Raw genomic sequence first — 13,921 nt, forward strand, 5'->3', positions numbered from 1 at the left:
CTCCTTCGTTGCGGGTTGCAAAGGTAACACTATTCACTTTCCCCTGCAAGATATAACGGCTTTTAATTTTTGTTTGTATTCTAAGTCGCTGGAAAAGAAGCAGGAAAAAATTATACGTTCTGCGTTTTACGTGCTATGTTCTACGTGTTACGTCTCATGCGAAGTTCCCAGCGGATCAGGGGGCTTGATTGAAATTCGAGCAAAAAAGCCCCGAACTGCACCAAACATATCCAGGCAATACACCAATACTATCTTAAGCTAAGAGTTTTTCACCAAACCCTAAATGAACCAGGGGTGGATGCATTCTTAGAGGAATTAATAATGAATCCAAAGATGGCAGCTGTGAAAAACATTATAATACTATAAATTACTGCTGGAATGCTGATTATGCTATTCCCAATAATTGAGAGAGCAATATAAATAGCTAATGTCCCATTATGAATGCCTGCTTCCATAGCGATAGCGATAGATTGCCGATGTTCTATTTTAAATAATTTGGCTAATGAGAATGCAAGAACCAAACTTATAATATTAAATGTCAGAGAAGATAAACCAGCCTGTTTAAAATAGGAACCTATATTTTCTTTCTCTTTTAGAATAACTGCCACAATAATTAAAACCAAAAATATGGCAGATAGAATCTTAACCGTTTTTTCGATTTTATTGGTAATATGAGGTAATCTTGATTTCATGAACATTCCAATAGAAACCGGAATTAAGACTATAAGAAAGATTTCTAATACTTTTTGAAATTCCATCGGAACAATTTGCCCTGATTTCATAAAATAGTGAATAGACATATTTACGATTAACGGAAGAGTAAAAAGTGCTAATACACTGTTAACTGCTGTTAAAGTAATGTTTAATGCTACGTCCCCATTAAAAAGATGACTATATAGGTTTGCGGTAGGCCCGCCCGGAGAAGCTGCAAGCAGCATTAAGCCAACTGCCAATTCGGGTGTTAAACCAAAAGACAGAGTTAATCCAAAACAAATGGCTGGAAGCAGGATTAACTGACAACATAAACCCACAACCACTGCTTTTGGATATAACACAACTCTTTTAAAATCAGCAATTTGCAGGGATAAACCCAGACCTAACATAATAACTCCCAAGGCTATTGGCATTAATAAAGCAGTGAGTACTGATGATTCCATAATTTAATTAGTTAGAGGAGTTTTTCTTTGTAAATTAAGTAAGGGCCTGTAACTGATGAGCTTAATGTTTTCCTTTTCTAACAGCTCCTTAAATTCCTTATCATCAGTAAAAAGTTGTGCTTCTTCGGCTCTGGTTTTTGAACTATAAGTAATAGATTTTAGCTCATCACTCATCGTTGAAGCATGAATATATAGCTCAGTTACACCCGGTTTTAAGTTCTTGATAATATCCGTCCAAAATGATTTTACCTCCTTGTAATTCTGAAGTTCATCATAGATGAAATAATCGGTAAATACCAGGCCTTTTTCAGCATATTCTTTTCTCAAATTCCCAAAACCAAATTTCTCCATGGTTTTTTGAGATGCCATACGTAGTGGAAGGTTGAATTCGCTGGCTAATTGAAAATAAATTTTCATATACTCCGGATTTAATTGATAAGTACCCATATGAGAGTCAATATGAGTAATCTTAATTCCAGCATCCAAAGCCCTTTGAATTTGAGCCCGGCCTTCTATAAGTGCTTCTTTAGGGGTAGCATGTTTATAAACGTCTTCTACGCTCCTCCATAAATAACCATTTGGGTCATATAATCCTTTTACGCTTTCTTTAGGGGCAATTCCTGTCCATCTATAATATTTCCATTCGGATGTTAAAGTTAAATGTATTCCGAAATCTCTGTTTGGGTTCGCTTTGGCATATTCAGCGATTTCGGAAAACCAGGGGCAGGGCACCATGATGGTTGACGAAGTGATTACTCCTTTTTCAAAACCTTCAAATGTGCCTGTGTTTGAAGAATGGCTCATTCCGGCATCGTCATTATTGATAATTAAAATGCGATCGTTTGCATTATACCCTAACTTTACTGACAGGCTCTGTGAATAGGAGTTTAATGAAAAAGCGAAAAGGATTACGGGGAATACTGTTTTATAATTCATGTTTATTTTCTTAAGTTTTACTTAATCTTGAGAGTTTTTGTACAGATACTAAAGAACGGTATATAATCCGCCATTAGGATTCTTATTCTTTAAATCAATATAAAAAGCTTTGTAGTCATGTTCAGGAACAGGTTATTTTATCACATTTAGGTACCGGGCCATCCAATAAGGCAGGAGATACTCATCGCCGGCAAGCTCGGAGTGTCCGCCATCACCTCCATCAAGGTCAAAAGGATTGGCATTATGCCGGTGCATAGGCTGCTCTCCCGAAGGAAGTAATTTTTTAGTATGTTGCTCACGTAGATTCCTGGGAAGAAAAACAAGATCTTTCCGATGCGAGTTTTTAATGGTCCAGCTAATCAGATCCATCGGAAATTCATGCAAATACCATAAAGTAGATTCCTTATCATAAACATCCGCAGTTCCTTTGACAATAAGGTTCCATAAAGCATTCCGTTCTGGTAATTCTATCGTCCAATGATCTCTGATAGCGCCTGCAAACTGTTTTTTCAGGGTATCATTTAAAGCATAATGGTAAAGCACCCAGTAAGTAAGGAAAGCCATTTCATCGTCCGAGTGATTCCAACTATCGCCCATCGTAGCCCCCATATGCGTGTAACCAGGTGTTACCTGTATTTTATTAAAATTAATTAAAATATTTTTTAGATAAGCATGCTGATTCATCAGCCGGAAGGCCTCCGTTTTATATAACGTTTTCCCTGTTAACGCATACCCCAATTGCAGTCCTGCAATAATAGTTGTACTACCCAGTTTCCTGTCGATGATAGATTCCGGATACCCGTTAATGTATTCCGGATTCCACCTTCCCCAACGGGTCGGTTTGCCATCCGCATCAACAAAATAATAGTTGTTCTCAATGATATGGGTGAGGATCTTATCGACAAAATCTGCCACCCTTTTTTTCTCTCCGTCTGTTTCAGCAACAAATTGGCTCATAAGGGCAGCGACAAAAATATGCCCTACAAACTCATCACTGCTGGTTGTGCCTTTCCATTCCCATTCCGGATCCTGCGACTTTCTCCATGCTTCCGGATCTGAATTTCGAAACTCTGTACGTTCAAATGTTCTTGAAGGGAATCCTTTTAAAGGATTAACGGAGAGTAATCGTTCAAATGCTTCAAAAGATTCCCAGGCATAGCGTTTAGCATTTTTTTCTTTGGTTACCGCATAGCGGAAAGCCTGGCTCCCGAGATAAAAGGAGGTCCATAATCCATCATTATCCGTATCCTTCATCTCTGCAGCTTCAATATCGCCCGGCTTTTCAAAAAACACTTCTGAAATAAGACCATAACGAATATGACGCTGCCTGATTTTATCCTGATAATAGGCGGTTTTTTGAGATAAGGTTTGTGTCAGAAATCCGATTTTATTTAGCCCTGTTAACGTAAGACAATACATATTTCCTTTACTATCTGCTGCCAGGGCAGTTACATGGTCGTCATTTAACCATCTTTTAGATGCATAATACCGGTATGTACCTGCCGCTTCCTTCATAAAAGCGCCGCCGTCCGTACCTGCCCATAGATTACCACCTGCAACCATCAAAGAATTGATGTTTGGTACAGGCACTTTATTCTGTAAAGAAAATGTGAGATTACCACTGGTATTATGAATGCCATAATATCCGTTTGCGGTTCCAACAATGATTTCATTTTTATGGAAAGCGACTGTTTTGATGTCATTGCTTTTATATAATGTCAACAAATGATCTCCTGTAAGCCGGTACAATACCTGATTGCTCAAAGCATAAAAAATGCCATCATGTATATAAACATTCCGTATCTGTTCATTTTGTGGCAGTGCGATCTCAGACAACTTATTTTCTCTGATGAATCCAATTGACTGATCACCTGCTAACAGCATTGAACCATCTGCTGCAACTGCAAACTTATTGTATTTGCCTTTGGGAAGGATAGTATAAGGAACACCGGCATAACCGTTGGTCAGCACTTTATCTTCATACAAATAATATAAATGACCGGCGCCATCCTGAACAGCAACATCGAGTGGATTTTTTCCTGACAAGGGCGTATAACGAAGATCCTTAACCAGTTCCTGGTTGTTTACCCTATATAGCCCTTTATCGCTAAGTACATAAACAACATCATTATAGTCAATAACCAGCTTTTTTAATTCGGCTCCTTTCAGTATCGCGGGAATTTTATATTTCACCGATACAGCTTGTTTAAAAGGAATATCCGGATCAGCAGCAGCTGAACTATGATATGCAAAACCAAGAAATGACAATAATAATAGTATGGAACAAAATTTTTTCATTTTTATGCGCTTTTAATAATGATCAGCTATATTGGTTCAGACTATGTTACAGGATTATTTTGCGGGAAAATATTTTTCTATCCATGCAATTGTTTTAGTATATACATCCAACCGTATCGCTCCTCCAATGCCGTGTTTTTCTCCGGGATATACCTCATATTGTGCCGGCACATTAAGAGATACTAATTTTTTATACATTTTTTCTGCCTGGGATACATGTACCAGCGGATCGGCCTCTCCATGAAAGAAAATAGTAGGTACAGCTGACTCTTTAGTGACCCGGTAATAAGGGCTTGCTTCAAAACTGATCTTTGCCTGAGCATTAGCATCTCCTAATAAATTTGTTGAAATACGGTCGGCATCTGAGTTAGGTGTTCTGACAGATTTATCAGTTAAATCCGTAGGTCCCCAAAGATCAATAACCGTTTTTACCTGTTTATTTACATCATATCCATACGCATATAACATGGCCATGTGGCCTCCTGCGCTGCCTCCCATCAGTGCAAATTCGTTTTCATTGAAATGAAATTTTTTAGCTGCCCCGCTCAGAAATTTTATAGCATTTGTTACATCATCCATTTGTGCCGGGAACCTATTCTTACCGTCTTTGATCAGCCGATAATTCATAGACACCAGTATATATTTTCGTTTCCCCACCAACTCTTCAATAAGGGTTTTAGGGAATTCTCCTTTATCGCCAGAAGTCCAGCCTCCTCCATGTATATATAAAATAACTTTAGCACTATCGTATATCTGCGGAAAGTAAACATCCATCACATTTTCAGAACTCGCTAAACTATATGGAACATCCAAAAGGGTACGATAAGTGGGAATGGCCTTAACCTGAGCGCGAACTTTTGATACCGTGGCCCCATTACGCAGGTTGTTTTGTTCAAGATATTTGACCAACGCTTCCGGGTGATCTGTTTGTACGCCTTGTATGCCCTTACGCATGGCCTCGCTCCATTTTGCTGGGTTTTCATCTCGGCCCTGTACATCCAGCCAAACGTTGATACCATTTTCACGGGCAACCGTTAACATAGCAGTATCCTTCACATTGTCCAGTACCTCCAGCTGCATTTTGTCGAGCAACATCGTTAGATCTTCCCTGGTCCGTACCGATTCGGGCAGGCTGGCCATGAGTGGCATAGCTGGGACATTTTTTCTCCAGGCAGTATATTGCTCTACTTTGTTCAGGTAAACCACTACCTGTTTTTCCATTCCTTCATCCTTTATCTGCCGGTAGGTTTCCGCTACATCTGCTTCTTTAAAATCCAGGTAGATATTAATCCGATCCTTACAAATTTTTAATACTTCCCTAAATTCGGGAATGCGGTATTCTTTCCCGTCCTTACTCGCAACTGCGAGTTTAGAAACCTCTTCCCAGGTTAGATCTTGAACACGTCCCTTACCATTTGTGGTGCGGTCTACTGTCTCATCATGACACAAGACAAGGTGACCACCTTTAGTGGTCCGCAGGTCAATCTCTACATAATCAGCACCTGCCTTAATAGCCTCCTCAATTGCTGGCAATGTATTTTCTGGTTTAACCAGGTGACTACCCCGATGAGCAATTACCACAAAACCGTTCTTTGATACTGGAAGTGGCGCTGTTGTTTGCTGCCCCATGGCAACAAACGCTAAACAGGAAAGAAAGGCAGCTACGATAGTTTTTTGTAAACACATATTTTTTTTATTTAAAAAGCCGGGAAATAAATCTTTATCTGCTTACTCAATGAGCCACTTTTCAGAGAAGCTTGCATGAGCAATATTTTTTACTTCAGGCTGACCTTCAATACCAGCAATCTGATTTGTAAATGAGATATGTATTGTCTCGTCAGATCCCTGTATAATAGCCGGGTAGTGACCTCTAATTGCACTTCCAGGCCGCCCGTTAATCAGTATTTTCCTGTGTGTCCATGTCTTTCCTTCATCTTTTGAAAGCCAGATGGAAAGGCGATGCCTTCCCTCATCAATATCATTATGGACAATAATCCAGTTACCGCTTTTTAGAACGATAACATCAGCGGCGGTTCCCGGATTGGGAATATCCGAGTCTTCCACAATACTCCATGTTTTGCCACGGTCTTGTGAAATGCTTTTCATTAATCGCTGCGGAGGGGGGCCATTGTCGCGCATTAAGGCAACAATGGAACTATCTTTGCCCAAAGCAAGGGCAGGTTGAACAGCACCGGCACCAATTATTGGTTCACTGAACTGCCATGTTTTCCCCCAATTGTCGGAAATCGCAATCATGGAAAAATCAAACCCGTCAGAATAAAGCGGTAATAACATCCGGTTTCCGATGATAAGAGGCTTATTACGGCTTTGCCAGCCTATTCTCCGCATTAGTGGATAGCCCAGTTGAGTTTTTATTTTTTCACCCTTATCATTAATGTCTGTACCATTACTCATAAGGTTAACTCCCCTGGCATTATCGAGAGAGTGGTTACGAGCATTGTCCCACATTTCTTTTGTTATTACTCCGGCATCCTTATTTTTAAAATAGCCGGATGACACCAGATGTTGGTAATAGTCGTCATATTTTCTTATGAGTGTTTTAACATACTGATCGTTTTTTCCAATACCATCAGGAGAGTGTCCATCAGGTTTAATGTGGATCATATCCTGCCAGCTCCATTCCGGGGTGCCTGAATCTTGCATATAATTATCACTTATCCGGTATTTCAGGACAGAAGATTCCCACTTGTAGGCCATAACCGTATACCAAACCAGCCAAAGTCTTGATTTGCCATCGATAAAAAGAACTGGGTTTATATCAGGAAAATCAGGGACATCTGCCAGAATGAATGGTTCTCCCCACTGGCGTGTTTTGTGATTGTAACGTGATCCCTTGATGACCACATCATCGGCAGTACGTTCTCCGCTACCCTGAAACCAGGCAACAAGCATATCTTTATTGGGAAGCTCGACTATAGATGATCCGTGGCAATGTTGCGATTGGAGTGGGAAAATATTTTCGATGGTCAATGAATCAACCTGTGCAAAAGCTTGATTCTTGTTGTCCCTTTCATTAAGGGAACATCCTGTTAGTATAACTAAAAGGGATAATGATAAAAGACTTATATTTATTCTCATAAGACTATTTTAATAACCTAAAGAAATATTAAGTACAGTTAAAGTGATTTTCCTGTTTATTTTTTTCAGGAAAGTTTTAAAAACTAATTTTATTATGCCGCTTCCCGGAACAAACTTATTACATGTGACATTACTTCACAGGAGCAGGGCTTTCATTGATAAACTTTAAAGCCTCTTCCACATAAATATTGCCGGTCTTTTCGCCAAGCGATGTACGGCTGATGTAATTATAACGCTCAAAACTGCCAAAATCTTCCCTGGTCAATATATAACCAAATGCATCATTTGTAAGGCCGAAAAGAAAGGATTGCTCGCTCTTCATGTTCCTTTTCACATAGAAACCGATATTGGGCAATGCTTCTCCGGGAATTGTTATAACCTGGGCTTTACCAATATTCAGAAGGTTCAGGCGTGTTGATACAGTATAGAAATCATCATTATTACCGTTTTTAGCTGCCAAAGGTGAATGCTTGAATACATAACGCATTAGTTCTGAATCGATAGGAAACCTGATCTCTCTTGAAGCACAATAAATATCGGGATTTTCCTGTACAGGCGCTGGCTCAACAATCCGTAAAGCTTCATCAGCCAGCAGGTTACCAATTCGGATACACTCATCCCAGTCGTTGGCCTGCGTACCATTCTCCCGTCTATTGTCGGCGGTAATCATTCCACCCTGCGCACTATTCATGAAAATTGCCATTCCGCCGACTTTTGATTCAATCCTGTCATAAAGCGGACCGCATAAATCGGGGCTGATTAATTTACGGGCGGTACCAAGAATTTCAGGATGAATAGCGTAATTGACAAGGGTAGCAATTGGTTTCCCTCTATTTTTGCCTGAAATTGCGATTGCCTGAATAATACCGCAACGTGGATCATATAATTTCTCTGCATAATAATTATAGGCAATTTTTCCCTTTGCTTCACCAACAGCTGTTTTAAGGGAGGCAGGTTCCAGTTTTGCAACAGCTTCGTTAACAGCATCAGCTATTTGGGTAACACACCAGTCGAGGTATTTAAGGTCGGCCCCTGTATTTCCTTTCTCATCCGTAAAACCATAGGCATCGGGGGCGCTATGGGCATGTGTGGCGCCAATCAGCACATTCCCGGGAGAAATACCTTTGATTAACTTGCGCGACCGGTCGCCAAGATAGGCAGGCCATCCAAGATTATCGACACTTACAATGGCTACTCTTGTCGCACCTTTTTCCAGCACAATGGCACGAACAAAAAGATCGCCTTTTTTACCTGTCGGCATTTCCGGTGTTCCTATTCCGCCGGAAATGGGTATCAATTTTTCTGGAGTAATAACCCTTAAGGCAGAGCCTGCTTTAAACGTTTGTGCGTTGAGGTTAAACCCCGGAATTAAAAGAAAGAATACTAATGTGAGTAATTTAATCTTCATAACATGATTGATTTCTTGAATAAAAATTAATAGACATATATTGGATTTGAATAAAGCCAGGGGATAAATTCTCCTTTCAATTTTATATGCATTTCGATCCGGTAGGCCCCCTTTTGTATAGGTTCTGACCAAGAGTATTGATAATTTTCATCTGAAGAAACATGGACAGTCTTACCATCATGTATCAACTTGAACTGACCGGGCAGGGGAGAAACTACATTAAGTGTCTTTACCTGATCTATTTTAATTGAATCGCCGAGAATACCACTTATACTATCTCTATCATTCATAGAATAATACATGAATCCCCTGGCATCGCCAAGGCTTTTAAATGCAGTATATAGGTGTCCCTTTTTCAGGTGATCAGCCAGTGATGTTGTCGATAAAGTGTCTGCAAGTAAATAGTTGGTGATATGATTGAAACTAGTCCTATAACTATCGATCATCCATTTGAAAACCCAGCCGTTTTCATCGGGTTTTTGAAAAAGCCACTTGTTCCAGAACTTCACCTCCATGGTATCGATGACGTTGGCATTAGTGCCAAGCCATTCAATCCGACCATCTTTTAAATATCTTGCCCGGATGTTCTGGTTTTCATGTGCATCGACAGCAGAAAATCCTACGGTTTTTCTTTTAATATTCAATGAATCCCAAAGAGCCAGAATGGAAGTTTGTTCATCAAACATTTCACGTAAGGCCCAATGACGATATTTGTTACCATTAACCACAAAGTTAATAATATGTGGAAACAGCGATTCGTCTTTGGTATCCGTATGAATATTGTATATTTCCATACCCTGATAATATTGATTAGCCCAATTATGCGGCTCTTCGGAATGTGCATAAAAGATTATTCCACCCCTGGAAACAATATTTTTTACAACAATATCTTTATCAATATTCCAATCAATGATCGTAGAATTTAATGGCCAGGTGAGAAGTCCCTGTTTCTCGCTGCCCGGTTCGATCAAAACCCCCTCGTAATATCCCTTGTATCCGCGTGGAAGCGTATCGATATTGCCGCGTGGATGATCAGTCAGGAATATAAAGTCAATACCGGCGTATTTTGCTGCCGGAATAATGTCATATAAAGTTCCTTCACTGTCGTGTGACCAATAACTATGCGCATGAAGGATTCCACGATAAGTATTAAGTTTTGTCAGGGCGGCTGGCTCCTTTCGTAGTTTCTGAAACTCATTCACCTGCTTTTCAAAACGGGGATAGGTGACCCAACGATACCAAATTGCGGGAGCAAATAATACTAAAAGTGCGACCAGGATAAATCCTGAAATAGAAAAAAACAGGTATTTTAATATTTTTTTAACCATTTCAAGTGCTTATTGAATTTTTTCAGTTTGAGTTATGATATCTGAAATCTTTCGGATTAGATCCATGGTATAATCACCCATGTTGGGGCCAAACCAACCCATTAGTTTCGATTCGTATTCATCGAGATAAAAATACCGGCCTGGAATAATATAGCCAACATAACTACCATTGAAACTGGTGACGTTCGCTTTAAAACCTTTTGCTGCCAGAGCATTTTTTATTTGAAGAGCGTATTCGCCACTAAAATCACATGGAGTAGTAAACCATACCAGGTTCCCGATTCTTAAAGCTTGCAGATAAACACTTTCAGGCAGCGGCATCAATTTTTTACTTAGATAGGTTGAAAGGTTGATTTTTGTTGTTAACCGGATATGGTATTCTGGTAATTGCACTTTTAAAGAGATAGCAGACAAAGTTACTTTGTCATCTAAAACCACACGGGCCAGGTGCATATTCACGCTATCCGCCAGGGATTCCCCAATAAATTTTGATTTGTCAAATCCGTTTCCTTTCCCGACCGGGCTCTGACTTCCAACTGAGCCGGCAGCAAACAGTGCATAATCAGCCGATGTTTTCTCAATTTTCCGTGCCCAATAACCCGGATAATCGGCGCTAAACTCCATATTATCTGCTCCAATTGTTGTTGCATGAGCTGAAAATGAGCCAATTATTGCTTTTTTTCGTCCGATTTGTTCAACTACAATGTAATTGAATTCATCATTTTTTGTACCTAAATCACCAATAAGCCGATTCCTTGTGTATGAAGCAGCATCAAAACTTCCGGATCCAATGCGGGCAGGACTTAAATCTGCAATTGCTGAGGTAACAGCCTTCTTGATTTGTTTTACAAGCCATTTTTCAATATTTTTACTTTCTTTTCCTGCAAACTGTTCACCAATAAAGCCACTACCCCAACCGCCAAGACTTGAATGAGTATGGGTTGCAGAAAAAAATAACTGCCCGCGCTGAATACCCTCTTTAGATAATATGGCGGTAACTGAATCTATAATATTTGGAGGCATAATTAACAAATCAGCACATACTATGGCCAGCGTTTGATTATTTACCTTTAAGGCAACTGCTTTAACAAAAATACTATCGTGAACACCTGTGGCAGCTTTCCCTTTACGTGCGCCAAAACCAGCAAGTGGAACCTGAATAAATTTCCCTTCCGAAAGATTATCTTCAAAATTTTGCAGCCCCGGTGTGATACTTACCTTTGCAAAACCAGCTTGCAAGGAATCGTTCTCTCTTACCATTGCTGATTTAACGCTATCGATTCGTGCTGTGGTTTTTTGATAATAATCCTCGTGATAAAAGGAAATTCTTTCAACATAAGAAGTACTAAAGAAGAAAATCAGAAACATGCTCAGCAAGGTAATACCCAAAACAATTCCAATTTTTTTCATATATTCTATTAATAAAAAGCCGGAAAATATTTATTCAGCCACGCTAATGTTTTAACAAACACATCAACTCCGGCTGCACCACGCATACCATGTTTTTCATTTGGATAGTATTCATATTGTGCCGGTATATTCAGCGATAACAGCTTCTTATACATTTTATCGGCCTGGCTAACAGCTACTAGCGGATCCTGACCACCATGAAATAGAATAGTAGGAACGCCGGTTTCTTTTGTAACCCGATAATAAGGGCTTGCATCAAGGCATATCTGTGCTTTTGGATCAGACTCTCCCAATAAATTAATCACTTTAGCATCCGCATCCTTGTTCTCTTCCCGTACCGCTTTATCAGCCAGGTCTGTTGGCCCCCAAAAATCAACAACCGTTTTAACCTGTTTAGCGGAATCATACCCATAGGCATATAACATTGCCAAATGACCGCCTGCACTTCCTCCCATTAAAGCAAACTCATTTCCGTTAAAACGATATTTAGCTGCATTGGCAGATAAAAAGGAAAATATCTTGCTTACATCTTCCATCTGGGCAGGGAACCTGTTCTTTCCATCTTTGATCAACCGGTAATTAGCTGACACAACGATGTATTTACGCTTTCCAACCAGCTCATCAATTAACATTTCCGGAAATTCATCTTTATCTCCACCAGTCCATCCACTGCCGTGCAGGTAAACAATTACTCTGGCATTATCATATTTGGTGGGTATATATGCATCCAGAATATTCTCCTTATCGTCCTGGCTATAAGATATATTCAGTAGCCGACGATACAAGGGTAGTGGGGTTTCTTTCGAAGCTTCACTTTTAGTTTCAGGCTTTGATACCGCTGTCTGTGCCTGCACTTGTGAAACAAAACAGGTAATCCCCAAAACGAGGATGTATTTTTTATAAAATATCATTACAATTTGGTTTGACTAAAGTATTTTTTTATTATCTGTCATAAATACCCTGGTACTCTCTGTATACTCAGCACCATTATCGTTTTTGTATTTTAAGTTCAGATAAAAAGCACGGTAACCAGTTGCAGGAAACGCCTGTATTGCTATAACTTTAGACTTATTTTTTATGCCAAGGCTCTTCGATTCCCACTTATCATTACGAAAGTCCATGTCCTTTGAGTCTGTCGACCAGATGATCACATCCGTAAGTTTATCTGCAGTTGCATTAACAGAAAGTTTCACGCCTTTTCTCTTCTCTGTGGTTTTCCACGTACATACCGGGTAAATACTTTTTGTAAGTGTCATCCCGAAAAATGCACTCAGGTTTGTCATGGCCTCTTTCTTGTCGCCCATACCATGCCCAACATTGGGTATATAATGTAACAGATTCTGACCGGGAATACTATCATAGTAGTTCTTGATATTATCGATGGGCCAGTATTCATCGTTTGTGCCCATAAAGATCATTTTGGGCATCGTCAGTTTTTTCCTGTAGGAATAGGGGTCTATCATGGTGGTGATGGCAGCGCCACTTTCCGTCCCCATGTTTTGAACGATACCAAGCTTAACGTAATCTTCTATCTGGATACTATAATCATTCCACACCTTCACCTGGTAGTTCATGCTTACAGGCATGTTCAGCATATCAATTACCATTGGGGCTATGGCCGATACACGGCTATCGCTGGCCCCGGTAAGCCAGGTGGTCCAGCCACGTTTTGAAGCACCGGATACCACAAAACGGGTGATAGCCTGATTCAGTTTTTGCTTCGTGAATTCCTGAACGGCATCCATGGCACGTTTTGCACTTTTAACCATTGGAAAAAGTAATGGCCATGTATAGTCTCCGTCTTTTTTAAAATTATGCAGCGTAAAGGAGATCAAAGCATCCTCTGTCAGATCATTATAGAGAGGCTGATTCGGTGTCTGTTTTAAAACTGCAACAATAGCATTGTTCTGCTGTGCTACTGCACCGAAGGTTTCTGTCAACCCATCTCCTTTTCCACTCCAATTAGGCAGGCTTTCTTTATTAATACTCCCACCGGTGATAAACAACAGTGCGCCATCATATTTAATTTCCTTAGGTACCAATATACTTAGCTGATGTGTCCAGGTATGCTCCCGCCATTTCTGTGAGGTGAGCAGTAAGCTGTATACCGTTACATCGCCGATATTATAAGATTCTTTGATCTCCCAGTGAAATGACTTATCGTCATTGTGCAGATAATGATCCAATGCTGTTGCAGGGGTAATAACTGTTTGCGCCTGCGCGATGGATAAAAGAAAAACGAAGGATAGAAAAAAGAAACCAATTCTATATGAAAATCTATTCAT

The 13,921-nt window shown here is 39.9% G+C and carries 10 protein-coding genes; all 10 read right to left on the reverse strand.

Annotated features, from left to right (window positions below; genetic code table 11):
• Positions 1-269 precede the first annotated feature (269 nt).
• Positions 270-1,157: a bile acid:sodium symporter family protein gene (locus ACLL8Z_RS08330; RefSeq protein ID WP_411274311.1), complete on the reverse strand. Its 888-nt coding sequence runs from the start codon at positions 1,155-1,157 to the stop codon at positions 270-272.
• A 3-nt stretch (positions 1,158-1,160) separates the two neighbouring features.
• Positions 1,161-2,093, reverse strand: coding sequence for a polysaccharide deacetylase family protein (locus ACLL8Z_RS08335; protein ID WP_411274312.1), 933 nt, complete (start codon positions 2,091-2,093; stop codon positions 1,161-1,163).
• A 132-nt stretch (positions 2,094-2,225) separates the two neighbouring features.
• Positions 2,226-4,391 carry a hypothetical protein gene (locus tag ACLL8Z_RS08340; RefSeq protein ID WP_411274313.1) on the reverse strand — a complete coding sequence of 722 codons (2,166 nt, stop codon included), beginning with the start codon at positions 4,389-4,391 and terminating at the stop codon, positions 2,226-2,228.
• 54 nt (positions 4,392-4,445) lie between these two features.
• Positions 4,446-6,077, reverse strand: a complete 1,632-nt coding sequence (locus ACLL8Z_RS08345; protein ID WP_411274314.1) for a glycerophosphodiester phosphodiesterase family protein — start codon at positions 6,075-6,077, stop codon at positions 4,446-4,448.
• 42 nt (positions 6,078-6,119) lie between these two features.
• Positions 6,120-7,490 (reverse strand): exo-alpha-sialidase, encoded by a 1,371-nt coding sequence (locus tag ACLL8Z_RS08350; RefSeq protein WP_411274315.1) that lies wholly within the window; start codon positions 7,488-7,490, stop codon positions 6,120-6,122.
• A 130-nt stretch (positions 7,491-7,620) separates the two neighbouring features.
• Positions 7,621-8,898, reverse strand: a complete 1,278-nt coding sequence (locus ACLL8Z_RS08355; RefSeq protein WP_411274316.1) for a hypothetical protein — start codon at positions 8,896-8,898, stop codon at positions 7,621-7,623.
• 26 nt (positions 8,899-8,924) lie between these two features.
• Positions 8,925-10,226 carry a hypothetical protein gene (locus ACLL8Z_RS08360; protein ID WP_411274317.1) on the reverse strand — a complete coding sequence of 434 codons (1,302 nt, stop codon included), beginning with the start codon at positions 10,224-10,226 and terminating at the stop codon, positions 8,925-8,927.
• A 9-nt stretch (positions 10,227-10,235) separates the two neighbouring features.
• Positions 10,236-11,636, reverse strand: a complete 1,401-nt coding sequence (locus ACLL8Z_RS08365) for a neutral/alkaline non-lysosomal ceramidase N-terminal domain-containing protein (protein ID WP_411274318.1) — start codon at positions 11,634-11,636, stop codon at positions 10,236-10,238.
• Positions 11,637-11,644: 8 nt separating this feature from the next.
• The gene (locus ACLL8Z_RS08370) at positions 11,645-12,547 is read right to left on the reverse strand and encodes an alpha/beta hydrolase fold domain-containing protein (protein ID WP_411274319.1); all 903 of its coding nucleotides are present in this window, start codon (positions 12,545-12,547) and stop codon (positions 11,645-11,647) included.
• 15 nt (positions 12,548-12,562) lie between these two features.
• On the reverse strand, positions 12,563-13,921 hold the full coding sequence (locus tag ACLL8Z_RS08375) for a PhoPQ-activated pathogenicity-related family protein (RefSeq protein ID WP_411274320.1): 1,359 nt from the start codon (positions 13,919-13,921) through the stop codon (positions 12,563-12,565).

Origin of the sequence: Daejeonella sp. (assembly GCF_046590655.1) — a bacterium.
Lineage (GTDB): Bacteria > Bacteroidota > Bacteroidia > Sphingobacteriales > Sphingobacteriaceae > Daejeonella.

What these genes read in the sequence shown, in the direction of transcription:
- ACLL8Z_RS08330 (WP_411274311.1), bottom strand. Translation starts at nt 1,157, where the DNA reads ATGGAATCATCAGTACTCACTGCTTTATTAATGCCAATAGCCTTGGGA.
- ACLL8Z_RS08335 (WP_411274312.1), bottom strand. Translation starts at nt 2,093, where the DNA reads ATGAATTATAAAACAGTATTCCCCGTAATCCTTTTCGCTTTTTCATTA.
- ACLL8Z_RS08340 (WP_411274313.1), bottom strand. Translation starts at nt 4,391, where the DNA reads ATGAAAAAATTTTGTTCCATACTATTATTATTGTCATTTCTTGGTTTT.
- ACLL8Z_RS08345 (WP_411274314.1), bottom strand. Translation starts at nt 6,077, where the DNA reads ATGTGTTTACAAAAAACTATCGTAGCTGCCTTTCTTTCCTGTTTAGCG.
- ACLL8Z_RS08350 (WP_411274315.1), bottom strand. Translation starts at nt 7,490, where the DNA reads ATGAGAATAAATATAAGTCTTTTATCATTATCCCTTTTAGTTATACTA.
- ACLL8Z_RS08355 (WP_411274316.1), bottom strand. Translation starts at nt 8,898, where the DNA reads ATGAAGATTAAATTACTCACATTAGTATTCTTTCTTTTAATTCCGGGG.
- ACLL8Z_RS08360 (WP_411274317.1), bottom strand. Translation starts at nt 10,226, where the DNA reads ATGGTTAAAAAAATATTAAAATACCTGTTTTTTTCTATTTCAGGATTT.
- ACLL8Z_RS08365 (WP_411274318.1), bottom strand. Translation starts at nt 11,636, where the DNA reads ATGAAAAAAATTGGAATTGTTTTGGGTATTACCTTGCTGAGCATGTTT.
- ACLL8Z_RS08370 (WP_411274319.1), bottom strand. Translation starts at nt 12,547, where the DNA reads ATGATATTTTATAAAAAATACATCCTCGTTTTGGGGATTACCTGTTTT.
- ACLL8Z_RS08375 (WP_411274320.1), bottom strand. Translation starts at nt 13,921, where the DNA reads ATGAATAGATTTTCATATAGAATTGGTTTCTTTTTTCTATCCTTCGTT.